Below are 26,351 nucleotides of genomic sequence, written 5' to 3'. Positions count from 1 at the left end.
ACCACTCATGCTCGTGTCGCCGTACTCCCGGTGGCTTCGAGTGAGACCGACGAGCCCCTCGCATCGCGGTGGACCTGTGCTCCGCGGACGAGGAGGATCATCGCCAGGGCGCCGATCAGGGCCGGTATCGCGAAGATCCGGAACATCGCCCCCGGAGCCCAGCCGGCCTGCAGCAGGAAGCCGGCGAGCAGTGGCGCCAGAACGGCACCGAGCCTGCTCACGGCGACAGCGATGCCAAGCGCCGTCGCACGGGCTTCGGCCGGATAGAGCGTCGGAACGATGACGTTGATGCCCGACACCGAGCCGTTGAGCAGAAGACCGACGAGCACCGCCACGACCAGCGCGCCGGCCAGGGATCCGAGCGACGCCGAGAAGAGAACGAGCGCGAGTGCGGCTGCGCAGAAGTAGGCAGCGGTCAGCCGGCGAGGCTCGACACGGGATGCCGACACCCCGAGCAACACCGCACCCATGACGCCGCCGAGGCTGAAGAGCACGCCACCGCTGATGCCTTGCTGACTGGACATACCCGCCTGCAGCAGCAGACTGGGCGTCCAGGAACTCGCGAAGTAGAAGGCCATCATCGCCGCGGTGAACGCGACCCAGACCAGCACCGTTCGACGTGCGTTGTGCCCGCGGAACAGCGCTTCGACCGCCGCCTTGCGCGACGTCAGCTCCTTGCGGGGCAGCTCGTCGACCTGGGGATGGCCCATCGAGGTGAGGATGCGGTTGAGTCTGGCCAGGGCGTCACGGGGACGGCAGGCGACGAGGTAGTCCATCGACTCGGGCAGGAAGCGCAGTCCGAGTGCGAAGAGGATCGCTGTGGCGACGCTGCCGAGCACCAACACCGATCGCCAGCCGAACGAGTTGAGCAGCAGGCTCGTCGCGATGCCGGCGATGACCGAGCCCAGGCCGTAGCCCGTCGTGATCAGTGCGACGGCCAAGCCCCTGCGTCTGTTGTTGGCGTACTCGGAGGCGAGCACGGGCAAGCTGGCCGCCATCACCCCCACTGCCGAGCCGGTCACCAGCCGGCAGGCGATGAGCTGGCCGAAATCCTGTGACGCGGCCGCGCTCAGCATGCCCAGCGAAGCCACCGCGAGGCCGATGAGGGTCAAGCGGCGGCGACCGATGCGGTCGGCGAGCGGGGCGAGGAACAGCGCTCCGAAGGCCATGCCCGCCAGGCCGCTGCTGAGCAGGAATCCCACCTGCGACGGGGACAGCTTCCATTCCCGAGTGATCGCCGGGCTGACGAAGGAGGTCGCCAGGAGGTCGAACCCGTCGATCAGGTTCATCCCGAGGCACAGGACGACCGCCCTGATCTGAGCGCGACTCATCGGCGATTTTTTGACCTGCTCAAGAACGCTCATAGGAACCTCGCTTCGTTGCGACGCATGATCGGACCCTCCCGCGCGGGAAGGCCCGTGAGCTGAGCTGACGGTGGAAGCCATGCTGAGAACGGAGCGCCCACTCCGTGTATGGAACGCTCACTCTACAAGCTCGGTGATGCGTTGACCAGATTCCGTCCGCGCTTCGCTGTCCGTTCGCCACGGTCCTGCGAAAGCGCCTGGCTGAGGAGGGGGTGCGGCCTGGGATTCACTGGCCGGAGAGGGGTGCCGGCCCGCCCGGCCGGGCCGCGCAGTGGTGATACTCCGCCTGCTATGCGTGTGGGCGTGACTGACTGACGACGGTCCCCAGCGCTTCACGCAGGTGTGCCGCGGACTGGGCGGTGAGCGGTGCGAGCCGCGCATGCTCGGCCTCCTCGCAGGCGGCGATGGCCGCCCGCAGGGTGTGGCGGCCGGTATCGGTCAGCATCACCACGTTGCGGCGATGGTCGGCCTGACGGCCGGCATGCTGATCGGACGGACCGTGGGCGACCCGGCCGACGGCCCCGTCGTGGCCCTCTCCGCGCAGGGAGCCAAGCTCTTCCCCGTCAGTCGCCGCCTGCGGCGCCAAGGAGGCGGCCGATGAGAACGCCGAACGCGTCGCCGCGGTGGGCGCTCTCGGCAACCGTGGCATCGGGCGGGCCGGTCCCGGGCATGGTCGCCGGCCGCCTCCGTGCGTGTGTTCTGGTTCAGGAGGGCGTCGCCGTTCCGGACGGTGTCTCGGGGCGCCGCTGGTCGGGAGACAGGAGCTCTTCGATCCCGATCCGGTAGGACATCTCCTGCTGGATGCGGTCGTGGACGAGGGTCACCACCTCACTGCCGTCGTGGATCGGGTCGATGTGGGTGCGGAACGGGCGGCTGCCCGGCGGCAGGCCGATCACCCGGACGATCTCGTCGGCCACCTCCGAGGCGGAGCGGCCCTGCGGGAAGAGGCCCGCGAGGTTGCGGAAGATCTTGTCGCGCACTTCTCCGTACGGCTCGTCGTAGGCCGCCGCGCACTCGGTGTCGGCCGGCCTGGTCGCGTGCGTGAAGTGGTTCGTGCCACTGGGGAAGGCACCGGGCAGCACCATGGTCGTCTCGATGCCGAACTTGATCAGCTCGCGCGCGTAGCTCTCGGCCAGCGTGTCCATCCCCGCCTTGGCCGCGAAGTACGGGCCCAGGAACGGAACCCGCCCGCCCCGTGTACTGGCACTGCCGACCCAGACCAGCAGGCCGTGCCCCTGTTCCCGCATGCTCGGAAGCGCGGCCCTGTTCACTCGCTGCGTGCCCAGTACGTTGACGTCGTAGAGCTCGGCCAGCTGCTCCGTGGTGAACGCCTCGGCCGGTCCGAGCGACATGTGTCCCGCGTTGTGGATCAGGACGTCGATGTGCCCCTGCTCGGCGAGGACCCGGTCGATCGCGGCGTCCACCGAGGGCTGCGACTGCACGTCGAGCCGGATCTCGCCGGGCCCGGGCTCATGCCGGGTGCCGGCGTACACGGTGTGCCCGGCCTCGCGCAGCGCATCGGCGGTGAGCTTGCCGAAACCGCTCGACGCCCCGGTGATGACGATGATCATCAGATGGCTCCTCCGTTGACCCGGATGATCTGGCCGTTGATCCAGTGGCCCTCCGCGCCGGCCAGGAACGAGACCACCCCCGCCAGGTCGGCGGGCGTGCCCAGGCGCTCCAGCGGGGCAAGGGACGCCAGCCGGTCGATCGTCGCCTGGTCCCTGCCCTCGAGGAACAGGTCGGTGACGGTGGGGCCGGGGGCCACGGCGTTGACCGTGACGTCCCGGCCACGCAGTTCACGGGCCAGGATGAGAGTCAGCGCCTCGACCGCACCCTTGCTCGCCGCATAGGGGCCGTAGGCGGGCGTGGCCTGCACGACGATGGACGAGGAGAACGTGATCAGCGCGCCGCCGGGACGCAGCCTGCGCGCTGCCTGCTGGGCGACGACGAGCGTGCCGCGGATGTTGGTGCGGTGCATGTCGTCCAGCACGGCCAGGTCGAAGTCGACGAGCGGCTGCAACACCATCTTGCCGGCCACGTGCGCGACCACGTCGACGCCGCCGAACTCCTCCTCGGCCGTGTCGAACAGTGCGGTCACGGCGTTCTCGTCGGCCACATCGGCCCGCACGGCGACGGCCCGGCCGCCCGCTTGCCGCACGGCGTCGGCGGCCTCCTCTGCCTTGTCCTTGTTCCCGGCGTAGCCGACGACGACGGCCAGGCCGTCCGCGGCCAGCCGGGTCACCACTTCGCGGCCGATACCACGCGAGCCGCCGGTCACGATGGCGACGCGAGGGTTGCTCCCACTCATGGGTCTGCTCCTTTGCTCGGTACGCCCTCCACGATGAGTCCGCAGCTCCGGGGCATCCAGTGGCCGACGACCCAGGGGTCGGCGTCCCCTGGCACGTGGTGAACGGGCCGATCAGACTGGTGGTGTGAATCTTTCCGAACTGGGCGCCTTCCTGAAGTCGCGCCGTGACCGGATCCGGCCCGCGGACGTCGGTCTGCCGGCCGGACCCCGCCGCCGTGTGCCGGGTCTGCGCCGCGAGGAGGTCGCTCAGCTGACGGGGGCTTCGGTCGACTACTACATCGAGCTCGAACGCGGGGCCGGCGCCCAGCCGTCCGAGCAGATGCTGGCGGCCCTTGCCCGAGCACTGCGCCTCAGCCGGGACGAGCGCGATCACCTCTTCGCGCTGGCGGGTCGCCCGCTGCCCCCGTCCGGCGGTCCGGCCGACCACGTCCATCCGGGCATGCTGGACCTGCTGCACCGCCTCGACAGCACACCGGCTCAGGTGGTCACCGACCTGCGTGTCACGCTGGTCCAGAACCGGCTGGCCAACGCCCTGCTCGGCCCGCCACCCGCCACGACCGGGTGGACCGCGAGCTTCCTGTACCGGTGGTTCACCGATCCGGCGGCGCGGGCGATCTACCCGCCCGAGGACCACGACCACCACACGCATGCCTTCGTCGCCGACCTGCGCGCGGCCACGGCACGGCGCCGCGGCGACGACCCCGAAGTGACCGCACTGATCACGGAACTCTCCGCCCGCAGCCCGGAGTTCGCCGACGCATGGGCCCGGCATGACGTCGAGTTCCGGCGCAACGACCGCAAGCGCCTGATCCACCCCGATCTCGGGCTTCTCGAGGTCAACTGCCTGAACCTGTACAGCGAGGACGGACGGCAACGGCTGCTGTGGTTCACGCCCGCCGTCGGCACCGACTCGGTCGCCAAACTCGAACTGCTCGCCGTTCTCGGCACACAGAACTTCGCTCGGTAGGGGCGCTTGGGACGGCTGTGTGCCGAACCGGTCGCGGACCGGCCGGGTCGCTGGCTACGCTGCGGTGAGAGCTGACGGACAGCGCGGCCCGCGCCTTGCCGACGGGGGGATGGATGGCCGGAGTTCGGGTCGAGAGGCATTCTTCGGCCAGGCGATCGACGGGTTCCGGCCGCCCGTCGCCCCGCGCAGGCGGCCGAGCATGCCGAACAGGCCCTCGCGAAGCGACTTCATGGCGCCGAGGCTGAGAACGGCTTGACCGGCTTCGGGACAGTCAGTTTCCGTGCGGCGGTGCTCGCGTGGCCGACGCCCACGTCGGCGGTGCCGGCGACGATCGTCCGCGCCCGGACCGCCGTGCGTGAGGCCGGTGCGTCGCCTTCGCGGTGGCCGACGCGTACCTCCCGTACGAGTTTTGTTCGCCCGCCGTCCGCTTTCTCCGTATGTGATGTCGGCGGTCGTGAACGCGGGGGTGCGCTCCCGTGTGTCCACTGCCGTCTTGCCCCGAGTGTGCACGCTCCCGGTGTTCGCGCTGACAGCGTTGTCCCCGGCGAGGCCGGACCGTGCGTGTGTGTCGCGACGCTGGAGAGGTTCCGTGCCCATAAGACCCCATGTTCCGTTCCCCCGCATGGTTCCGCCGAGAACCACCCGCCGGCATCGCCGGCCCCTGCGTACGACGGTCGCCGCGCTGCTCGCCGGGGCACTCGGCCTCGCCGCGCTGACGGGCGGCGCGGCCGCAGCAGTGCCCGTCGCGGCCAAGTCCGCGGGCACGCCCGGCGGTACGGACTACACGAAGCTCGTCGACCCGTTCGTGTCGACCGCAGGCGACGACGGCAACGACCTGCCGGGCGCCCAGGCGCCGCACAGCCTGGCCAAGGTCAACCCGATGACCACGCCGGGCCGCAACCACACCGGGTACGACTACAACGAGGACCACATCGCCGGGTTCACCACCACGAACCTCGACGGCGTCGGCGGCTCGGGAGGCGGTGGCGACCTGCTGGTCGTGCCGACGTCCGTGCAGTACGACAAGCGCCCCGCCACCAGCACGTACGCGCACACATACAGCCACGACGACGAGACCGCGACGCCCGGCTACTACCAGGTGGGGCTGGGGGCCGTCTCCGGAACCGGGTCCTCGGTGAAGCAGGACTCCGGGACCATCGACGCCGAGGTGACCGCGACGACACGCACGGCGCTCGAACGGTACAGCTTCCCCTCCGGGTCGAACCCCCAACTCGTCCTCGACCTCGCGAACAACTTCACCAGCCGCACCCGCGCGACCATGAACGCGGCGACGCTCCCGGACGGGACCACCTCGATCACCGGGCTCATCGCGGGGTCGTTCAACGGCGCCTCGTACCGGCTGTACTACAACGCCACCACGAACGTCCCCGTGACCTCCCTGCAGAGCTGGGGCGACGACGGCGCACTGAGCGACGCGACCAAGCGGGACGGCACCGACACCGGCGCCATCCTCGGGTTCGACAAGTCCGCAGGGGACGACATCGAACTGCGCATCACGCTCTCGCCGATCAGCGCGGAGCAGGCCGCGACCGACCAGCAGAACGAGGTGGGCGGCCTCACCTTCGACCAGGCACGCGCGCGGACGCAGGCGGACTGGAACAACGCGCTCGGCGCCGTCGACGTGCGGTCCTCCGCGAAGTCCGACCCCGGGTCGACGCTCACCAAGCAGTTCTACACGCACCTGTACCGCATGTACGCGCTGCCGGTGAACGCCACCAGCACCAGCGGAACGTACCGCGGAGCCGACGGAGCGGTGCACAAGACGAACGGCTTCACCTACTACGACGGCTGGTCCACCTGGGACGACTTCCGCAAGTACTCCGTCGAGGCCTATATCGACCCGGCCACCTACCGGGACATGGTGCAGTCGCTCATCGTGCTCTTCGCCGACGCGCGCACCTCGGGCAAGAGCCTCGGCAGCCTCACCCACTCGGTCCCGACCGTGCGCTGGGAGCGCTCGGCCGTGGTGATCGCCGACGCGGTGTCGAAGGGCTACCAGAACTTCGACCGGCTCGACGAGGCGTATCCGGCGCTGGTGTCGTACTCCGGGTACTACACGGGGACGCAGCTGCGGCAGGGGTACATCGCGGGTGACCCCGGTACGACCGTCCAACGCGGCTACGACCAGTGGGCGCTCTCCGTCATCGCCGACGCGCTCGGCAGGACGGCGGACGCGAAGAAGCTGCGCACCCAGTCCGCCATGGCCATTGACAACCTTGTCAAGGCCGGTGCCTGGACCGCGGCCGACGGCACCGAGGTCGGTCTGCTCACCCCGCGTGCCGCCAACGGCGACTGGCAGAGCGCCGACTACGAGAAGTTCGAGGCGGCCAAGCTCTACCAGGGCACGCTGTGGCAGTACCACTGGTACGACGCGTACGACATGGACGGCCTCGTCCAGGCCATGGGCGGCGAGAAGGCCGGCAAGGCCGCGATCGAGCACATGTTCGGCGAGGACTCCGACGCCGACGACGGCTCGACCATGCTGCACTCCAACGCGAACGAGATCGACCTCCAGGCTCCCTACCTCTTCAACTACGTCGGTGAGCCGAGCCTGACGCAGAAGTGGGTGCGTGCCATCTACACGGGCACGACCTGGAACCGCTACATCGCGACCGGCTCCACGAACGAAGCCCCCAGCTCCGGTGGCGAGTTCACCCCGCCGGTCCGCACCCAGGTCTACAAGCTCGCCCCGAACGGCTTCCTGCCGACCATGGACAACGACGCCGGCACCATGTCGACCATGTTCGTCGCCGCCGCCCTGGGGCTGTTCCCGGTGACCGCCGGCTCCAGCCAGTTCCAGATCGGCAGCCCGTTCTTCGACTCCACGACGATCACCTACGCGAACGGCTCCAAGTTCACGGTGAAGGCCGGCGGCGTGTCGCCGAGCTCCTACTACGTGCAGAGCGCGACCCTCAACGGCAAGCGGTTCACGAACACCTGGCTCGACTACTCGCAGATCATCTCCGGCGGAACCCTGGCCTTCACCATGGGGTCCAAGCCCTCCGACTGGGGCGCCGACACGAAGCCCGCGTACTCGCTGAGCACCGACAAGGGTGACGGCGGCTCAGGAACGGGCAAGGGCAACACCGTCGTCTCCGCCCGCCCGGGCACCGTCGACACCGCCGCCGACGGCACCGTCGACGGGAGTGTGAAGCTCACCCTGTCCGGACCGGCGTCGTTCGCCGCGCGCAAGGGAACCAGCCTCACCAAGTCGGGGGCGGCGACCGTGACCGGTCTGCCGGACGGCGTCACGGCGGACCTCCGCGTCACCGGCTCGCGCAGCGCGTCGCTGTCGCTCACCGGCACCACGAAGGTCGACGCGCGGTTCGGCATCACGTTCCGCGACGCGGCCTTCGCCCACGGAGCGCCGGCCTCGACGGTGAGCGGCACCGGGATATCCCCGACCGACCCGCTCGTCATCTCCGCCGCCGCGGTGCAGCGCAAGAGCCTCGGCGCACTCGCCGACCAGGCGTCCCTGGTGCGCAGCGGCAATTACTCCGACGGCTCCTACACGCTGTTCCGGTCAGCGCTCGAACGCGCGCGGACCGTCCTCGCGAACCCCGGCTCCGCGACGGGCACGATCATGGCCGCGCACGACGCGCTGCAGTCGGCCATCGACGCGCTCGCCATCGACGAGGGCGGCTACGCCGTCCTGCAGGCCGAGGACCCCGACCAGATGGAGGGCCCCAGCCTCAAGGCCGAGGCCTACTACTCGGACGGCGACCTCGGCGGCGTCACCGAGGGATCGTGGGAGCGGTACAACAAGCTCGACTTCGGCGGGGTCGCCCCGCGGAGCATCTCGGTCCGCTACGCCAACTCGCAGGCGACGACCGCGAAGCCGAGCAGCGTCGACATCCACGCCGGTGACGCCAATGGCCCCGTCGTCGCCACCGTCTCGCTCCCCGGAACCGGCGGCTGGCAGTACTACACCACGGTGCAGGCCGCCGTCACCGACCCGGACGCCCTGCTGCGCGCGTCGAGCGCGACGTTCGTGTTCCACGCCCCGTCCGGCCAGGAGTGGGTGTCGAACTTCGACTGGTACCAGTTCTCGCCCAACCCGGTGGCGTCGTCCCCCTCGACCACGCTCGCCACGCTGACCGCGGCGAACAGCACCGCGACCGGTGACGGCTCGCTCCCGCTCAAGGTCTCGAACGGCATCTTCGAGAACGTGTCGAACGGCGCGTGGGCCGAGTGGAAGGACACGAACCTCCGCGACGGCGCCGACACCATCACCGTCAGCTACGACAAGCCCCGTTCGCGCGCGGCGTCGGACTCGCACATCGAACTGCACCTCGGCTCGAAGGACGGCGCGAAGCGCGTCGACATTCCCCTCGACTACACCGGATCGGGCTGGGGAACCGTCGCCACCACGACCGTGCAGCTCGACCCGGGCGTCTTCACCGGCGTCCAGAACATGTACGCGAACTTCGTCTCCAGCACGCAGACGGACGCCCAGCCCTACGTGGCCAACATCTACTCGCTGACCCTGACGCGGGAGACCGCCGCCCCGGTCGGGTTCGACGCCACGGCGTTCCGCTCGAACAGCGGCGGCGGGCTCAAGAGCGAGCCGGCCGGCTGGAGCGGCGCGGGTTCCGCCACCAACCTCGGCGGCACCTACAACGGAGCCTGGCTCGACTACGGCGACATCGACTTCGGCGGCTCCGCCAAGAACACCGTCACGATCACCTACGTCAACAACTCCGCCCGCTGCGGCACCGGTTCCGCCGTCCAGCTCTACCTGGACTCCTTCGACGCGGCCGATCCGGGCACCCCGTACGCGACGATCCCGTTGCCGGTCACGGGAAGCTCATGGTCGTCGGGAGGGACGACGAGCCTGACGCTGCCGAAGACGATCACCGGCACGCACGGCGTCCACCTGCGGCTGACCACGAACCCCGACTCCTCGCACCCGTACGTCGCGAACCTGGGCCGGATCACCTTCAACCACGTCGACACGCCCGCCGTCACGGACACGTCCGCCCTGCGCAAGGCGATCGACCAGTACGAGGGACTCTCCGGCGACTCGGGGCGGTACGACACGATCGACTTCGGTGTGTACCGGCGTGAACTCGCCGCCGCCCGCGATCTCGTCGCCGCCGACAACGCGACCCAGCTCGAAGTCGACACACAGACCCGGAGCCTGACCCTCGCCGCCAAACAGCTGATCCCCCTTCCGAGGCTGAAGCTGGAGGACCTCGTCGCGACCGCGTCGTCCCTCGACGACGCGCGCTACACGGACTCGTCGTGGTCGGCGTTCACCAAGGCACTCGCCGAGGCGAAGACCGCGGTCGCGAACGACACCGCGACGGACGAGACCCTCACCGCGCGGTACGACGCCCTCAACGGCGCCCTGTCCGCGCTCACCACGAAGCCCAGGACGGTACCGACCGCACCTGACGCCGTGTCGGCGACCGCGTCCGGCACGAGCGTGACGGTCGCCTGGTCCGCGCCCGAGGACGACGGCGGCTCGCCGATCACCGGCTACCGGATCACCCTCGACGACGGCCACCAGATCAAGATCCACGATCCGGAGAGCCGCAGCGCGACGTTCACCTGGCTGCGGGCCGGCACGTCGTACACGGCGCGCGTCCGGGCGGTGAACGCCGTCGGCGCCTCGCACCCGAGCGCCGCCACGCAACCCGCGGTCACCGGCGGCAGCACGCCGCAGGCGCCGACCGTGACGGGTGTGCTCACCGACGGCAAGCAGGTCCGGGTGAACTGGCGGGCCGCCGGCGACGGCGGATTCCCGATCATCGGCTACACCGTGGCCCTCGACGACGGAACCACCGCACACCTGTCCGCCACGACGGACACGGCGCTGCTCACGACCGCGAGCAGGGCGAAGGCTCACACCGCCACCGTGACCGCGGTCACCCTGGCCGGAACCTCGGACGACTCCGACACGACCGCCTCGGCGAACGCGACGGACACCGCCGCCACCGACACCCCGGCGACCTACGTGCCGTCCCCCTTCCCGGACGACACACTGAAGGCGTCCTACGCGTCGGACGCGTGGCCGACGAGCGACTACTTCAACAAGCTGCTCAGCGGCATCGACAACCTCGGCTCCGACATCCTCGGCGCCAACACCAAGGCGAGCGGCGGCACCCCGCTCACCGCGGAGAACGACAAGATCGCCGTGAGCATCAACAACGCGGCGACACAGAAGGAGGTCGACCGGGCCGAGGTGGACGCGACGAACAGCGCCACCGTCACGATGGCCGACGGCCTCGGGTCCCGGCTCGGCCCGATCTACCTCGACGCCCTGAAGGGCGGCGAACTGCCGAAGACCAGCGCACTGTTCTCCCGCGTCGCGCAGAGCCTCGACACCCACGACGCGGCGAAGGACCACTACTCCTACCTGCGCCCGTACGTGCGGCTCGGGTTCGTCGGCGACGGCGGTGCCGTGTACGAGTCGCAGGACGGCTCGTACTCCGGCCTCGCCACCAGCGGCTCGTACCCGAGCGGTCACACCTACGGTGGCTACGAGGCCGGGACGATCCTCGCCACGCTGCTGCCGGAGCTGGCACCGTCGATCCTCGCGCGCACCTCGGAGTACGGGAACAACCGCATCGTCCTCGGGTTCCACTACCCGCTCGACGTCATGGGCGGCCGGATCACCGGTCAGGCCACCGTGGCGCACCGGTGGGCGGACCCCGAATTCGAGAAGCTGCTGCTGCAGGCCCACACCGAGATCGAGAACGTACTGCTCGCGCAGTGCGCGAAGGAGGGGTACGGCGACACGCTCGCGGCCTGCGAGGGCGATTCCTATGCCGGGCTGAGCACGGCGCAGGGCGTCGACCTGTACACGCAGCGTCTGACCTACGGGTTCTCCCAGGTCGGCAAGGCTGGGCAGACCCTCAAGACGCCGTCCGACGCGGCGGCGCTGCTGACCACGGCCTTCCCGGACCTCACCACCGAGCAGCGCACGGAGATCCTCGAGCAGACCGCGACGGACTCCGGGTACCCGCTCGACCTCACCGCGGACGGCGAGGCGAGCTGGCAGCGGATCAACCTGGCGGCGGCGATGGCGGCGGACGTGGTCGTCGACACCGACGGGTCGGTCACGGTGACGAACTTCTCGGACGCCACGAAGGGCAGTGTCGCGGACGCCGACGCGATCACCGTGGGGGGCGTCGCGATCGACGGGTTCGATCCCGACGTGACCACGTACGTCGTCGACTGGCCGAAGAACGCGAGGATCCCGGCCGTCTCCGCCGTGCCGGCCGAGCCCGGCGCGCGGGTGAAGGTCACCGACGGCAGCTCCACCCTCTCGTCGGCCAACTCCCGGTTCACCACCCGCACCATCACGGTGACCTCGTCGGGCGGTACGGTCACCCGGACCTATACGGTCGGGTTCCAGCGCACGGACCGCGATCACCGGCCGGTCGCGGCCGGTGGTCACGGCGGTGACGGTGGCGCCGGAGGACCCGGCACGTGGGGCCGCGGAGGCCAGGGAGCAGGCTCCGCCGGTGGCGCCGGACTGTGGTCGCCGGCGACGGAGTGGGCGGACACCCGGGGGATCCCCTGGGCGTAGGCCACGACATGACCGCAGGACCCGCCGTGCCCCGTAGGGCCGCGGCGGGATCCCGCTGATCCTCGTACGGCGCACCGCCGCCGCCATGACGGCAAGTCCGTTCACGGCGGCGGCGGTTCGCCGTTCCACCCCCGGGCGGCGGGCATCTCTCGCGGGACCTGCGCGAGGGGCGGGCGCCGTGCCCGCGGTCCCACCCGGACCCTCGGGCTCGCGCACCTCAGGACCCGGGCGGACGATGAGAACGGGGGCACTCGGCACCGCGGGCCGGACGTTCCTCCGCCCCGGCGCGTATGCCGAGACCTGTGCGGTGACCGACGAGTTCGCCGCCGCGGCCATCCACCACAACGGCCCGCTCTGGATCCTCGCCGGCCGACGTTCGCGCCGGGTACCCGAGCATGCCCTGGTGCACGCGAGCGTCCGGCTCCGCCGGGAGCGGGACCCCGCGTACCGCCCGGATCTGCCCGATGCGACGGAGCCGGGCCGCTGGGCCGACCCCGACTGGACGAAGCCCGCGCAGCCGCACGACAGGTGACAACCGATGGGTGCTCGACGCGCCCGCAGGGCCGGAGTTGCAGGCCCCTGGCGGCGGACGGAAACTGTTTCTACAGCACGCGCGGTGCGCCATCCGCACCGATCGGAGCACCTGCCATGACCCACGACATCCGAGGCTCCTCCCTCAGGTCCGCGGCTGTGACGCCGTGTGCGATCGTGCCACCGTTTCTGCTCAACCGGCTGGCCCGAGCTGAGGACCCGGCCGTGCACGAGCCCGCCCGTCACACCCTTGCGCTCGACGCGGCACAACGCGTCCAACGGAGGCTGACGGCCGAGATCGGCCCGACCGCCGCCCCGCCGAGGCGCGCCCCCGACCACCCCGACCGCACCGTGTGCGACGTCGAGCACCGGCAGGAGCTGCCCGGCAGACGCATACGCCGGGAGGGCGAGGCCGATGTACCGGACACCTCGGTCAATCACGCCTACGACGGCCTCGGAGCCACCTTCGACTTCTATCTGCGGACCCTGTCCCGCTCGTCCATCGACGGGTCCGGCCTCCCGCTGGATGCCAGCGTTCACTTCCGCCGAGGCTACGACAACGCCTTCTGGGACGGCGAGCAGATGGTCTTCGGCGACGGGGACGGGCGTATCTTCGGCGACTTCACTCAGTCCCCCGATGTCATCGGCCACGAGCTCACCCACGGCGTCACCCAGTACACCGCCAACCTGGCGTACCTCGGTCAGTCCGGAGCCCTGAACGAGCACCTGTCCGACGTGTTCGGGTCCCTGGTCGAGCAGTACGCCAAGGGTGAGACGGCCGAGGAAGCGAGCTGGCTGATCGGGGAGGAACTGCTGCGCCCCGGGGTACACGGCGTCGCGCTGCGCTCGATGCGGGCGCCCGGCACCGCGTACGACGACGAACTCGGCAAGGATCCGCAGCCCGCCCATATGAACGACTATGTGCAGACCTTCGCCGACAACGGCGGTGTGCACAGCAACTCGGGCATCCCCAACCACGCCTTCTACCTCGCCGCGACCCGGCTCGGCGGCCACGCCTGGGATCGCGCCGGCCGCATCTGGTACGACGTGCTCACCGGCGGCATGCTCGTCGGCGACGCCGACTTCGCGTCCTTCGCACGGCTGACGGTGGACACCGCCGGCACCTACGGGCCGCACGAGCACGATGCGGTACTCCAGGCATGGGACGCGGTCGGCGTACCCACGGGGGTGTAGGCCGTCCGGAGTCGTCCCGCTGGTGATCCGAATGATCGTCGCGGACGATGGTGCTCCGCGATGTGACGGTCGAAGGAGACATCCCGTGGGTCCAGTTGGTGTACTCGCGCACGGCCTGCGGCGTCGGGAGGTGATCACATGAGGCCTCCCCGCGGGCCTCGCGCGGGGCACCCGCCGGTGCGACGGATCCCGAAGCGCACCGGACGGTCACCGGCAGCCATGGTAGTGATCACGCTGGTTCTCCTTCTCACAGCGCTGCTGCTGGCTCGGCTCGGCATCGAAGACCTCGGCGAGGCACTGACCTACACGGGCCGCATCACCGGTGCCATCCTCGTCCTGGTCGCGGCCACCGCGTTGCTGGGCGCCGTCGCGGTCGTGGACCACTGGTTCAGGAACAGCTTCCCCTACTCCGGAATGGTCGCGCTGATCGGCACGGTCGCGGCCTTGCTGACCAACGCCATGCTCCTGTTCGAGACACTCAAGGACGGCGATTCCACGTTCTACCGGGTGCTGTGGGGCGTGCTCACCGCGGGTTCCGCATGGGCCGTCTTCGCGGTGTGGCGGACATCGGTCGTGATCCCCGCTCCGAAGCGGGTGGCCGCGGCACTGGTCGTCTCCTCGGGGCTCGCGGTGGCCAATTTCGGCTACCAGTACCTCTACCAGCCGTACCAGCGCGGGGCGAAGCCCCTCGTGAAGATGACCGTGGGGAAGCCCGTGCTGAGTCAGGACCGCAGGGAATTCGCCGTGCCGGTCGACATCAGCCTCGAGAACCACAGCGACGTCGGCTTCTACCTGCTCGGCGCCGAGTTCCACGCCATGGGGGAACGGGTCCCGCTGAGCGCGAAGGACCGGCTCCGCGAGCAGTGGCGCGCCGATGCCGAGCAGTGGAGCAGATACTGCGGCGGGGCCTTTCGACTTGGGGACGGCGTCAGCCCTGGTATCCGTGACCGTCGTAGTGGCTGCCGCTGAAACCTCGGATCAACCGCCCGTTGCCGAGAAGGACGAGGCTACGCGGCACACGACGCCGCAGCAGTCGGACAAACATTGCCTACCTCCAGGTCAGGCAGCATCCGTTCAGTCAACGCTACTCCGTCCTGAATGCCCCGCAACCGGTCACTGCGGCGGATCCTGCGCAAGGGCGTCGCGGAGTTGTGCCCGTGCGCTGATGCCCAGCTTGGGGAAGATCTTGTGCAGGTGGTAGCCGACGGTGCGGGGCGAGAGGTACAGCCGGGCCGCGATGTCGCGGTTGGTCAGGCCCTGCGCCGCCAGTTCGGCGATCTGCCGTTCCTGCGCGGTGAGTTCGCCCGCCGCACTGGTCGTCGCCGCCACCGGAGCACCCGCCGCCCGCAGTTCCGCGGCGGTGCGATCGGCCCAGGGCCGGGCGTCGAGCCGCTGGAAGCACTCCAGTGCCGCGCTGAGGTGCGGGCGCGCCTCGGCGCTGCGGCGCCGTCGGCGCAGCCACTCACCGAGGTCGAGCTGGGTGAGCGCCTTCTCGAAGGGCCAGCAGTCGGTGACGGAATCGGCCAGGGCGGCGGCGAAGTGCTTCTCGGCGTCCTCGGTGTCGCTCAGCAGGGCGGCGGCCCGGTGGAGTACGGCGGCCAGCCGGGGCGACCTGTCGGGTTCCAGGCTGTGTTCGACGGCCTCGACCACCGAGCGCGCGTCCTCCCGCCGGCCGGCACGGACCGCCGCGGCGGCCAGGTCGCCCAGACAGTAGAGCGAGGCGTGGTAGTGGACGGGGGCCGGGCGGAAGTCGCGGGTGAACGTCGCGCGCAACTGCTCGTAGGCGTCGGCGTGCTCACCGGCGACGAACGCGGCCATTCCCAGGGCGTGCCGGTGCCGCACCTGGAGGCTCAGGGACCTGCGCAGATCCACGCCCCGTACGGCTTCCAGGGCCTGCTCCCGCGCGGTCGCATGGTCCCCCCGCAGCGCGCGCAGGGTGGCCTGGAGGATGCAGGAGCCCAGGGTCACGTTGTCGGCTCCCGCTTCGGTCGCCATCCAGAACGCCTCGTCCGCCGCGTCCTGGGCCGCCGTCCACGAACCGTTCTCGAACAGGGCGAGAGCGAGCGTCTGCGTGATGGTCGCGTTGGTGCCCGCGCTGCCGGCCCGCCGTATGACGTCCAGGGTCCGCCCGAGCATGCGTACGGCCTGCTCGGTCTCGTCCAGGATCCAGGCCGCGCCGTCGAGCGCCGTGAGGTCCCCCAGGGAGTCCTCCGACACGACGGCCAGCGCATCCTTCAAGAGCCCCAGGAGCCGGACCCGTTGGCGGTGCGGGTCGATGACGGCCGCGGACCAGGCGAGCCCGGCCGGATCGTCGGCCGTATCGATCAGCGCGCCGATCCGCCGCAGTTCGGCCCGGTGGAACGGCATCCCGGAGTTGTACACGGACGTCGCGGCGGTGCTCAGGGCGCCGAGCGCCAGCTTCGGGGCCGAGGTGGCGGTGGCCTCGGCGACGCCCAGCAGCAGCGTCAGCGCCTCCTCGTGGCGGAGCGTGACGCCCAGGGCCCAGCCGCCCAGGAGCGAGGCCTCGGCACGCAGCCGCGCGTCCTCGGTCAGGTCGCCGACCCGGCCGCTGATCTCGCTGACCCACTGCGGATGGCCGGCGTACATGGCCGCCTGCGCGGCCATCAGCAGACGCCGGGCGCGCAGCGTCGGTTCCGGGGTCAGCTCCGCGGCGCGTTCCAGCGCGGACGCGGCCGCCGCGTACCCGCCCCGGGCACGCGCGCGCTCGGCACTCTCCGCCAAGGCGTCGGCGACCTCCGCGTCCTGGTCCGTCGCGGCGGCGGCCAGGTGCCAGGCCCGGCGGTCCGGTTCCCCGGCGAGCGCGGCGGCCAGGGCGAGATGGGCGTGCCGGCGCTCGGCGAAGGAAGCCGCCTGGTAGACGGCCGAGCGCACCAGCGGGTGGCGCAGCAGCACCTGACCGTCCTCGATCCGCACCAGCCCGGCGCGCTCCGCCGGGTCAAGCGCCCGGACGACGTCCAGCGCCGGGGCGGCGCGCAGCAGGTCGGCGAGGTGCCCGGTGCCGGCGGCGGCGACCAGGAGCAGTGCCTCACGCGTGGGCTCGGGCAGGCCGGGGAGGTCGGCGGCGAACAGGTTCTCCAGCCGTGCGGTGAGCGGCAGCGCCGCCCCGCCGTCCTGGCCCGTGCCGGTCCGGCCCCGGGTGAGGGCCCGGGGCAGCTCGATCAGGGCCAGCGGGTTGCCGGCGGCCTGCTGGAGTATCTGGGTGCGGGCCCTGCCGCGGGGCGGGTGCGGCTGCGCGTCCAGCAGCAGACCTGCCGCCGTCCTGCTCAGCGGGCCCACGGTCACCCGGGGGAAGTCCCGGTCGAAGCGGGCCGGTACGGCCTCCTCGCGGGCGGCGAGCAGCAGCACCACCGGTTTGCCCTCCAGGCGCCGGGCGAGGAAGCCCAGCACGTCCACCGAGCCGAGGTCGAGCCACTGGACGTCGTCCACGAGCAGGAGCAGCGGCCGGCGTGCGGCGGCGTCGTCGATGAGGGCGAGCACGCTGATGCACAGCGACATCTGGTCGAGGGCCGCCTCGTGCGGTGTCGCCGGGACGCCGAAGGCACGGTCGAGGGCCGCCCGCTGCGGAGCCGGCAGCGCGTCACCGGGGAGCAGCGGATGCAGCAGCTGGTGGACGCCCGAGAGCCCGAGCCCGGCCTCGCCCTCGCTGCCCCGCACCCGCAGGGTCCGCAGGCCCCGGGCCCGGCCCTGCTCGGCCGTCCAGTCGACGAGGGTGCTCTTGCCCGCTCCCGGCTCCCCGACCAGCACCAGCACCTGCGGGCCGGTGCCGTCCACCGACCCGAGCAGGCCCTCCAGGCGGGACAGCTCGGCGGCCCTGCCGAGGATGCCCGGATCGGCGGGGTAATCGGGGCCGATGTGCACCACGGTCGTTCTCCTCCAGCCGGTGACCATGAGCTGGTCATCCTGCCAGCCGCGGACGACAGGGTCCGTACCGGCCGCCGGCTCGCGGTCTGCGGTACGCCGGCCGCCCGCGACTCCGGTGCCGGCCGGCACCGGAAACGGCGGAAGACTGGTCATGTGACAGAAGCGCCGCGGTCCCGTGCTCCCGATGATGGACCCGGCCAGGGAACAGGTCCACAGCCCTGGGCAGCCGAGCAGGTCCGGAGTACACGCATGAACGTCCCCCCATCCCGGTCGGCGGCGGGCGAGGAAGCCGCCCGTCGACCAGCCTGCCGCACGGCGGCCTCGCGTCCACTGGGCCGGGACGGCGAGATCGAGCGCATCCTCCAGTGCGTGACGCGCAGGCCCGGCGGCCCGCAGGCGCTGCTGCTGCTCGGGGAGGAGGGAATCGGGCGTACGACCCTGCTGCGCCATGCCCGGGAACTGGCCGCCGACGACGGCACGCTCGTCCTGTCCGCGCAGGGCTGGGCGGCGGACCAGCGGCACGCCCGTGCCTGTCTGCAGCAGCTGCTGGCACCGGTCCTGGACGAGCTGCCCGGCCTGCCCGCCGCGCACGGCGAGGTGCTGAGCGCCGCCCTGAACCCCGCCCTCCACGACACCGCGCCGGACGACGCGCAGGTGCAGGCCGCCGTACTGGCGCTGCTGGGCCGGCTCGCCTCGTCCCGGCCGGTACTGCTGTGCGTGGACGACGTCCACGCCTGCGACCGTGCCTTCCTCGACGCGCTCTGCGCGGGCATCCGGCTCCTGGCCGGCCGCCCGGTCAGGGTGCTGCTCACCGCGTGCGGCGAGGCGGCACCGCCCGGCCTGCCGCCCGCCATGGAGAGCCTGCAGCTGGGCCCGCTGAGCGCCCCCGCGGCCGCGGCCCTGCTGGACCGACAGCCCGCGGCGCCCGCCGGCCGGCGCAGGCTGGAGATCCTGGAGGAGGCCGAAGGCAACCCCCTGGCCCTGGTGGAACTGAGCCGCCGGGTGCCCATGGCCGCCCGGCCGGCAGGCGTCGGCGGGGCACCTGCGCTGCGCCCGTCGACGGCACACGCCTTCGCGGCACGGCTCGACGCGCTTCCCCTTGAGACCGGACGGGCCCTGCTGTACGCCGCGGCCGCGGGGCCGGGGGAGAGCGTCGCCACCCTCATGGCCGCCCTGGACACCGACGACCTCGCGGTGTGGGCCCCGGCGGAGGCGGCCGGCCTGGTCACGCTGGTCGAGGACCGTCTGGACTTCCGGCATCCGCTGGCGCGGTCGGCCGCGTTCTCCCGGCGTCCCGCGGGCGAGCGGCAGCAGGCCCATCGGGACCTCGCCGAGACCGTCACGCGGCCGGAGAACAGGGCCCGCCATCTGGCCGCCGCCACCTTGCGGGCCAGCGAGTCCGTGGCCACCGCGCTCGAAGACTCCGCGTGGCGGCACGGGGACGTCCTGGGCACTGCGCGTGCCCTGGAGCAGGCGGCCCGGCTCAGCCCGGGGCGGCGGGAGCGCGCCCGCCGGCTGGCCGCGGCTCTGGGGGCAGCGCAGGCGGTGGGGGATCCCGGCTGGGTGCGGGACCTGTACGGCCGGTTCGTCCAGGACTCCGGGGAGCCGGAACTGGTCTGCGCGGCGGCCGGTGCCCTGGCCTCGATCCTGTCCCTGGAGTCGTCCCAGCGGGCGGCCTTCGACCTGCTGGTGGACGCCTCGGAGCAGTTCCCGGCGGTCGGCCGGCCCGTCGCACTGGCGGTGACGGCAATGGCAGCGGCCATCGCAGCCCAGTCGGGCCTGCCAGAACACAGAACAACCCTGACCACGTTGCACGCCCGGGCTCGGGCCCGTGAGCCGGCCCCCACCGGGGAGGCTGACGAAGCCTGGGAGACGGCCCCCGCCGGGGAGGCTGCCGAAGCCTGCGGGACCGACCCCGCCAGGGAGAGCGACCCTGCGTGGGGGACCGGCCCCGCTGGTGAGGCCGACCGCGCCCGGGGGACTGGCCCCGCCAGGGAGAGCGGCCCCGCCCGGGGGACCGGCCCCGCCAGGGAGGTCGACCGCGCCAGGGAGAGTGGCCCCGCCCGGGGGACCGGCTGTGCCTGGGAGACCGACCCAGCCAGGAAGAGTGATCCCTCTGCCGGGGAGGCCGCCTCGGCCCGGGAGAGCGGCTCCGCCTGGGAGGAGACGGACCCTGGCCAGGAAACCGACCGTGTTCGGGGCACCGGCCCTGCTGGGGAAACCGGGCCCGCTTGGGGGACCGGCCCTGCCAGGGAGAGCGGCCCTGCCCGGGGGACCGACCCAGCCAGGAAGAGTGATCCCTCTGCCGGGGAGGCCGCCTCGGCCCGGGAGAGCGGCTCCGCCTGGGAGGAGACGGACCCTGGCCAGGAAACCGACCGTGTTCGGGGCACGGGCCCCGCTGGGGAAATCGGGCCTGCCTGGGGGACCGACCCCGCCCGGGGGGAGACGGACCCCGGCCAGGAAACCGACCGTGTTCGGGGCACCGGCCCCGCTGGGGAAACCGGGCCTGCCTGGGGGACCGGCCCTGCCAGGGAGAGTGATCCCGCGCGGGGAACCGCCTCAGCCTGGGAGAGCGGCTCCGCCGAGGAGGCCGACCGCGCCCGCGGGACCGGCCCTGCCAGGGAGGGTGGGCCCGTCCGGAGGACCGACCCCGCCCGGGAAACCGACCCTGTCCGGGAAACCGGCCCGGCCTGGGGGACTAGCCCCGCCGGAGATGCCGACCGTGTCCGGGGGGCTGGCCCAGCCTGGGAGAGTGACCCCGCCTGGGGAACCGGCCCAGCTTGGGGGACGGACCCAGCCTGGGAGCCCGACCGTGCCCGGGAGACCGACCCCGTCTGGGAGACGGACCCTGCTCGGAAAACTGGCCCGGCCTGGGGAACCGACCACCCCCGGAGGACCGGCCCCAGGGAGAGCGCCTCCGTATGGGAGGGGGAGGCCGGCCCAGCTTGGGATGCCGATCGTGCCCGGGGGACCGGCCCAGCCGGGGACCCCGCCCGGGGAACGGACCCGGCTTGGGGGACGGACCCAGTAGGGGAGGCCGATCGTGCCCGGGAGACCGACCCGGTCTGGGAGACGGACCCCGCCGGGGGAACCGGCCCAGCCCGGGAGGCCGACCATGTCCGGGGGACCGGCCTTGTCATGGAGAGTGACCCCGTCGGGGAGGCCCGCCCAGCCCGGGAAAGCGACCCCGCCGGGGAGACCGGCCCTGCCAGGGAGAGTGGCCCCGCCCGGAGGACCGGCCCAGCCGGGGAAACCGAGCCCGCCTGGGGGACTGACCCCGCCCAAGAGACCGGCCCCGCCTGGGAGTGCGGTCCCGTCCGGGAAACCGATCGTGGCGTGCGGTGGGGGGCGGCCGGGGTTGGGTTGTTGGGGTGTCTCGATGGGGCGGGTACCCAGCAGGCGTTGGACGTGTTGGTCAGTGCGGTGGCTCGGGCGCAGTCCGCGAGCCCTCGTCGGCCGTACGGTCCGGCCTGCCGGACCGCGGTTCTCTCGGCGGCCTACCTCGCGGACGAGGCGGACGTGTACCTGGGCCAGTTCCGCGAGAGAGACACCCAGCTGCGAACCTCCCGTGCCTTCGGCGTCCGCGGCTGGACGGTCCTCGCCCTCGTGGACACCTTCCTGAGCATCGGCTGGTTCACCGAGGCGGAGACCTTGATCCAGGAGGCCACGGCCGAGGCCACGGTGCTGCGCCTGCCACGTCTGCAGGCGGATCTTCAGGCGCAGGCCCTCGCGCTGCAGGCGCTCCGCGGAACCGTCCCACCGGAGCCCTGGCTCACGCCCGCGGTCTGGCGCGGCGTCTGCCTGGACGAGAACCGGGCCACCCACGCACGCCTGCTGCGCGCGCGAGGCCTCGCCTCCATCGGGCTGGGGGACTGGGACGGCGGCTGGCGACACCTGCGCGAGCTGTTCACCGCCGACGGTTCGCCGTTGCACCCCGTCCTGTCGCCCCGGAGCATCGCCGAACTCGCGGTCACGGCCCAGCGCGTCGGCCGGTCCGACGAGGTCATGCCGGTGCTCACCCGGGTACGGGCGGCGCAGGGGGATCGCCCGAGCACCAGGATGACGCTGCTCCTGCACCACGCCACCGCCCTGGTCGACCCGGACGAGGACGCCGAGCAGCACTTCCACCTCGCCCTGGTCAACCACGAGGCGAACCGATGGCCGTGGGAACGCGCCCACGCCCGCCTCGGCTACGGCATCTGGCTGCGGCGCTGCCGCCGGACACGCGAGGCGCGCCAGCAGCTGACCACCGTGCTGGAAACCGCCGAACGTCTCGGCGCGGGCGCCCTCGCCGCGTCCGCCGCCCGTGAACTGCGCGCCAGCGGAGCGGCACCCACCCCCGACACCTCGGGCCTGCTGGAGCAACTGACGGCACAGCAGCGGCAGATCGTCCAGCTGGCCGCGCGCGGCCTTTCGAATCGTGAGATCGGTGAACAGCTCTTTCTCTCGCCGCGTACCGTGGGCTCCCACCTGTACAACGTCTACCCGAAGCTCGGCATCAGCCGTCGCCAGCAACTGCGTGACCTCCTTCAGGACAGGTGAGGCGCAGACCGGCCGGTTCCGTGCGGACCTGCCGACGAGCAGTGCGGCCCAGCCGGAGGGGAGTACGTGATGCCGGGAGTCCCCGGGCACCGACCGGGCGGTGATTCCCCCGCTGCCGTCCTCCTCGACCCCGTGGTGCAGCGCGTCGTAGCCGCGTCCGCCGCACCCCCGTCCCTCGACGACCTCGGGCCCGAGACGGCGCGGCAGGCGTTGCGGGAGACCCAGGTGGACCGGTTCGAGGACTTCGACGTGGAGGCCGTCTACCGCGTGGCCGCCATCGGCCCCTCCGGGCTGCTCGGATTCTGGACCGTCCGCCCGGCCGGCGCGACCGGCCCGCTGCCCGCGCTCCTGTACCTCCACGGCGGCCGGTGGACGCTCGGCGACGCGCAGACCCATGCCCGCCTCATCAGCGAACTCGTCGACGGCGCGGGCGTGTGCGCCGTCGTCCCCGAGTACAGCCGTACCCCCGAGGTCCGCTATCCCGTGGCGCTCGAGGAGTGCTACGCCCTGCTGACCTGGGCCGTCACCCAGGCCGACGAGCTCGGTCTGGACGCGCGCCGGCCGGCCGTGGCGGGTGACTGCGCCGGAGCCACGCTGGCCGCCGCGGTGACCATGCTGGCGAAGTCCCGGGGCGGGCCGCGGCTCAGCGCACAACTGCTCTACTACCCGCTCACCGACTCCCGCTGCGACAGCCCCTCGCAGCGGCAGTTCGCCACCGGCTATCTGCTCACCCGCCGGGCGCTGCGCGCGTACTGGGAGCGCTACATCACGGACCCGGCACTGCGGGACGAGCCCACCGCCGCACCCCTGCGGGCACCGGGAGAGGACCTGGTGGGGCTGCCGCCGACGCTGGTCGTCACGGCCGAGGCCGACGTGGCCAGGGACGAGGGCGAGCAGTACGCGCGGAACCTGCGCGCGGCCGGCGTCGAGGCGTCCGCCGTACGGTTCCTCGGCACGATCCATGACTTCGTGGCGCTGCACACCCTGCACGACAGCGCGCCCACTCGGGCGGCTCTCGGCACCGGGTGCGCCTTCCTGCGGGCCCGGATGCACTGAGGCACGCGGCGCGGGCCGGGGACCAGTCGACCGACTGATGCGCCGGCCGGCGCCGCCCCGGCATGCTCGAAGCATGCCAACCGTCATCGACTCCGCCGAGAAGAGACGCCGGTGCCCCGCGCCCCTCGCGAGTCCGCGAGCCCGCGTGCTGAGCACCCGTTCGGTTCCGCCGTGCGAGAGCCTGGACTTCTGGCACGATGCCGTGCTCGCGACCCTGGTCGGGATGGACATCGCCACCGAAGGCCGTACCTATGACGCGGCCCTGCGCACCGGCCACCTCGGTGACCTGCGGATCACCACGGTGGAGTGCGACCCGGGCCGCGTCCACCGGTCGCCGCGCCTCATCGCACGCGGCGACGGGCGGGACGTCTTCGTGGCGGTCCAGAGCACCGGCCGGGCCCAGGTCGAACAGGACGGCCGCACCACGGAGCTGAGGGCCGGCGACATCGGGTTCTTCGAGACCGTCCGGCCCTTTCGCACCACCTTCCCCGAACGCTTCCGGCTGAAGATCTTCGCGGTGCCGCGGGCCCTGCTCGGGCGGTCGGAGGCCGAGCTACGGCAGCTCACCGGGTCGGCCGTGCGCCCGAGCGGCGGTCTGCCCGCCCTTCTCGCCCCGTTGCTGGAACGGCTGGCGGACACCTCCGAGACATACGCGGCGCCGGTGGCCGAGCGACTGGCCGAGAGCGTCATCGACCTGATGGCGATCACGGCGGCGGACCGACTGGGCGAGGACCCCGCCGTCCTGCCCGATGCCGACCGGGTGCTGCTGCTGCGGATCAAGACCTTCGTCCGCTGGCACCTGTCGGACCCCGGCCTGGCCCCCCGGGCCATCGCCGACGCCCACGACATCTCGGTCCGCTATCTCCACCGGCTGTTCGAGGCCGAGGACACCACCGTGTGCCGGTGGATCCGCGAACTGCGCCTGCACGAGTGCCGCAGGGAGCTCGCCGTACGGGCACCGGGATCCGTCAGCCTGGGCCAGGTGGCGCGACGCTGGGGTTTCACCAGCGCCGCCCGGTTCAGCAGGGCCTTCCGCAGTTCCTTCGGCCTGTCTCCCTCGGAGTGGCTCGACCGGGAGCGGGCGAGCCGCGCGGCGGGAGAGGCGCGGTGCTGACGGGATCGCTGACCGTCCCCGGCCAGGGGGTGTCCTTCGCCACCCGGGGCCTGCCTCCGGACGACCGCGTCGCCGCCTGGGAACGCGCGCTGTCCGAGGTCTTCGTGGACGTCGAGGTCGCCGTGGAGGGCGGCCGCCCGTGGGCCGCCGAACTGACCGCCGAGCGCCTGGGCGCCCTCCAGATCGCCACGGAGGAGTCCGGCCCGGGGACGATCCTGCGCAGCGCCCGCTCGGTGGCCGCCGATCACCGCACGCACATCCTGGCGCGTCTGCAGCTGGAGGGCACCGCACTGCTGTTGCAGGACGGCCGCACCGCCGAGCTCCGGCCCGGACTGCTGGCGTTCCACGACGCGCGGCGCCCGTACCGGATCGTGCTGCCGAGGCGGCAGCGGGCCCGGGTCCTCATGCTGCCCCGGGCCCTGCTCCGGCTGGAGGAAGGGCAGTTGTCCGCGCTGACGGCCACCGTGGTGGACGAGGCCGGTGGGGGCGCGGCGGCTCTGCTGCTGCCGTTGCTGTGCGGGCTCGTCGACGAGGTCGCCGGGGCCCGTGCGGCCCGCCGCGGCGAACTCGCGCGGATGGCCGCGGAGGTCCTGGGCACCCTGGCCCTGGAACAGGTGGGCAGGCGGCCCGCGCCGGCGCTGTGGGAGCGGATCACGGCATCCGTCCAGGACCGGCTGCAGGACCCCGGACTCACTCCGCAGGACATCGCCGACCGGCACCGTATCTCGCTGCGCTATCTGCACCGGCTCTTCCAGACGCAGGGCACCACGGTCAACGCCTGGATACGGACGCAGCGGCTGGAGGCGGCACGCGAGGAACTCGCCCAGTACGGCGCGGCCCACAGGTCGATCGCGGCGGTGGCCGCACGCTGGGGCTTCACCAACCCGTCCCACTTCAGCCGGACATTCCGCGCGGCATACGGGATGTCGCCGGTGCAGTGGCGCCGTGCGCAGCAGGAGACCTGACACCTGGGCGCGCTGTTCCCGGAACGACAAGAACCGGGGCGCTGTCAGCACGATCGCTCCCCGGCCCGCCGCCTACCCTTCGGTTCGCGGGGTTCCGGTGGAAGGACCCGAAACCGGACGAGGACGGTGACCGGAGTTGACCGGCGAGACGATGGGTGACGACGTCTACCAGCCCGACGGGTCGGAGGTGCAGGACGACGCCGGTCTGCTGGACGCGTCGGACACCCTCGACCACCGAGGCGGCGACGAGGCGTTGGACGAGGGCTATTCGCCCCCGGAGAAACCCTGGGGCGTGGAGCACACCGGTGTCACGGCGGCGGAGCGGTGGCGAGGCGAGAGCCTGGACGAGCGCCTCGCCGAGGAGGTGCCCGACGTCGGTGTCCCCGAGGGCGACGGTATCGGGGACACCTGGGGCATGGCCGGTGAGCCCCGCGACCACGAGGTCGGCGACGAGCGCGCCGGCCGCCTCGTCGCGCCGGACGAGGGCAGCCACGAGAACACCGAGTCCGACCTCTTTGCATCCGACATCGGCCTGGACGGCGCCGGTGCGTCGGCGGAAGAGGCCGCGATGCATGTGATTCCCGATTCCGGGACCCGCTGATTCCTGCCCGCAGAGAGGACCACCGCATGGACACGGCAGAGCCGAATCCGGCTGACCGGCACCCGCATCTTCGGCACCTCGTGGAAAAGGTGACCGAGCATCATCGCCGTGTTCGGTCCGAGCACGAGGAGTCCGCGCTGGAGAACGCGATCGACGGGGCGGCATTCGACCTGGCGGCCGACATCGCTCATCCGACGGCCGGCCAGGGCGAACCGGGCTATGACGTCGACACGGATCTCGGCGTGGAGCCGCGTTAGCTCGGGGCG

17 protein-coding genes are annotated in these 26,351 nt (G+C 72.1%); 12 read left to right on the top strand and 5 right to left on the bottom strand.

Features of this window, described 5'->3' with window-relative positions; all coding sequences use genetic code 11:
* Positions 1 to 5 precede the first annotated feature (5 nt).
* Together CTZ28_RS19850 and CTZ28_RS47080 are read right to left on the bottom strand one after the other, a co-directional pair.
* Positions 6 to 1,364, bottom strand: a complete 1,359-nt coding sequence (locus tag CTZ28_RS19850; RefSeq protein WP_121890984.1) for an MFS transporter — start codon at positions 1,362 to 1,364, stop codon at positions 6 to 8.
* 289 nt (positions 1,365 to 1,653) lie between these two features.
* A complete protein-coding gene (locus CTZ28_RS47080) occupies positions 1,654 to 1,809 on the bottom strand; it encodes a hypothetical protein (protein ID WP_183154476.1) in 156 nt (51 codons plus the stop codon).
* 15 nt (positions 1,810 to 1,824) lie between these two features.
* Here CTZ28_RS47080 and CTZ28_RS47075 point away from each other — a divergent pair, with 15 nt between their 5' ends.
* Positions 1,825 to 1,965: a hypothetical protein gene (locus CTZ28_RS47075; protein ID WP_183154475.1), complete on the top strand. Its 141-nt coding sequence runs from the start codon at positions 1,825 to 1,827 to the stop codon at positions 1,963 to 1,965.
* A 103-nt stretch (positions 1,966 to 2,068) separates the two neighbouring features.
* Here CTZ28_RS47075 and CTZ28_RS19845 read toward each other — a convergent pair whose 3' ends face one another.
* Together CTZ28_RS19845 and CTZ28_RS19840 are read right to left on the bottom strand one after the other, a co-directional pair.
* Positions 2,069 to 2,935 (bottom strand): SDR family oxidoreductase, encoded by an 867-nt coding sequence (locus CTZ28_RS19845; protein WP_121890983.1) that lies wholly within the window; start codon positions 2,933 to 2,935, stop codon positions 2,069 to 2,071.
* Positions 2,935 to 3,675, bottom strand: coding sequence for an SDR family oxidoreductase (locus CTZ28_RS19840; RefSeq protein ID WP_121890982.1), 741 nt, complete (start codon positions 3,673 to 3,675; stop codon positions 2,935 to 2,937). Before CTZ28_RS19840 ends, CTZ28_RS19845 begins: the two co-directional genes overlap by 1 nt.
* Positions 3,676 to 3,799: 124 nt before the next feature.
* Here CTZ28_RS19840 and CTZ28_RS19835 point away from each other — a divergent pair, with 124 nt between their 5' ends.
* From CTZ28_RS19835 to CTZ28_RS19815, 5 genes are all read left to right on the top strand, one after another.
* Positions 3,800 to 4,642: a helix-turn-helix transcriptional regulator gene (locus tag CTZ28_RS19835; RefSeq protein WP_121890981.1), complete on the top strand. Its 843-nt coding sequence runs from the start codon at positions 3,800 to 3,802 to the stop codon at positions 4,640 to 4,642.
* 622 nt (positions 4,643 to 5,264) lie between these two features.
* Positions 5,265 to 12,200: a glycoside hydrolase domain-containing protein gene (locus CTZ28_RS19830; protein WP_121890980.1), complete on the top strand. Its 6,936-nt coding sequence runs from the start codon at positions 5,265 to 5,267 to the stop codon at positions 12,198 to 12,200.
* A 235-nt stretch (positions 12,201 to 12,435) separates the two neighbouring features.
* Positions 12,436 to 12,732: a hypothetical protein gene (locus CTZ28_RS19825; RefSeq protein ID WP_121890979.1), complete on the top strand. Its 297-nt coding sequence runs from the start codon at positions 12,436 to 12,438 to the stop codon at positions 12,730 to 12,732.
* A gap of 116 nt (positions 12,733 to 12,848) precedes the next feature.
* The gene (locus tag CTZ28_RS19820) at positions 12,849 to 13,925 is read left to right on the top strand and encodes a M4 family metallopeptidase (protein WP_121890978.1); all 1,077 of its coding nucleotides are present in this window, start codon (positions 12,849 to 12,851) and stop codon (positions 13,923 to 13,925) included.
* A 219-nt stretch (positions 13,926 to 14,144) separates the two neighbouring features.
* Positions 14,145 to 14,894 carry a hypothetical protein gene (locus tag CTZ28_RS19815; RefSeq protein ID WP_259471701.1) on the top strand — a complete coding sequence of 250 codons (750 nt, stop codon included), beginning with the start codon at positions 14,145 to 14,147 and terminating at the stop codon, positions 14,892 to 14,894.
* 144 nt (positions 14,895 to 15,038) lie between these two features.
* Here the strand turns inward: CTZ28_RS19815 and CTZ28_RS19810 are convergent, their stop codons facing one another.
* Positions 15,039 to 17,960 (bottom strand): ATP-binding protein, encoded by a 2,922-nt coding sequence (locus CTZ28_RS19810; RefSeq protein ID WP_259471700.1) that lies wholly within the window; start codon positions 17,958 to 17,960, stop codon positions 15,039 to 15,041.
* Positions 17,961 to 18,056: 96 nt separating this feature from the next.
* On the opposite strand from CTZ28_RS19810, the gene CTZ28_RS19805 reads away from it, so the two are divergent.
* The 6 genes from CTZ28_RS19805 (at position 18,057) to CTZ28_RS19780 (ending at position 26,342) form a co-directional block, all read left to right on the top strand.
* Positions 18,057 to 22,349, top strand: a complete 4,293-nt coding sequence (locus CTZ28_RS19805) for an AAA family ATPase (protein ID WP_121890977.1) — start codon at positions 18,057 to 18,059, stop codon at positions 22,347 to 22,349.
* Between the two features lie 69 nt (positions 22,350 to 22,418).
* Complete coding sequence (locus CTZ28_RS19800; RefSeq protein ID WP_121890976.1) at positions 22,419 to 23,405, top strand: alpha/beta hydrolase; 987 nt, start codon at positions 22,419 to 22,421, stop codon at positions 23,403 to 23,405.
* Positions 23,406 to 23,478: 73 nt separating this feature from the next.
* Entirely contained in the window at positions 23,479 to 24,519 is a 1,041-nt protein-coding gene (locus CTZ28_RS19795) for an AraC-like ligand-binding domain-containing protein (RefSeq protein ID WP_121890975.1), read from the top strand.
* Positions 24,513 to 25,484, top strand: coding sequence for a helix-turn-helix domain-containing protein (locus tag CTZ28_RS19790; RefSeq protein WP_259471699.1), 972 nt, complete (start codon positions 24,513 to 24,515; stop codon positions 25,482 to 25,484). The genes CTZ28_RS19795 and CTZ28_RS19790 overlap by 7 nt, the downstream gene beginning before the upstream one ends.
* A 151-nt stretch (positions 25,485 to 25,635) precedes the next feature.
* Positions 25,636 to 26,085, top strand: coding sequence for a DUF5709 domain-containing protein (locus tag CTZ28_RS19785; protein WP_183154486.1), 450 nt, complete (start codon positions 25,636 to 25,638; stop codon positions 26,083 to 26,085).
* Between the two features lie 26 nt (positions 26,086 to 26,111).
* A complete protein-coding gene (locus tag CTZ28_RS19780) occupies positions 26,112 to 26,342 on the top strand; it encodes a hypothetical protein (RefSeq protein WP_121890973.1) in 231 nt (76 codons plus the stop codon).
* Positions 26,343 to 26,351: the final 9 nt, after the last annotated feature.

The organism is Streptomyces shenzhenensis (genome assembly GCF_003688995.1).
GTDB classification, from domain to species: Bacteria; Actinomycetota; Actinomycetes; order Streptomycetales; family Streptomycetaceae; genus Streptomyces; species Streptomyces shenzhenensis_A.
Note: the sequence above shows the minus strand (reverse complement) of the source record. Positions and strands in the feature narration are given on the sequence as shown.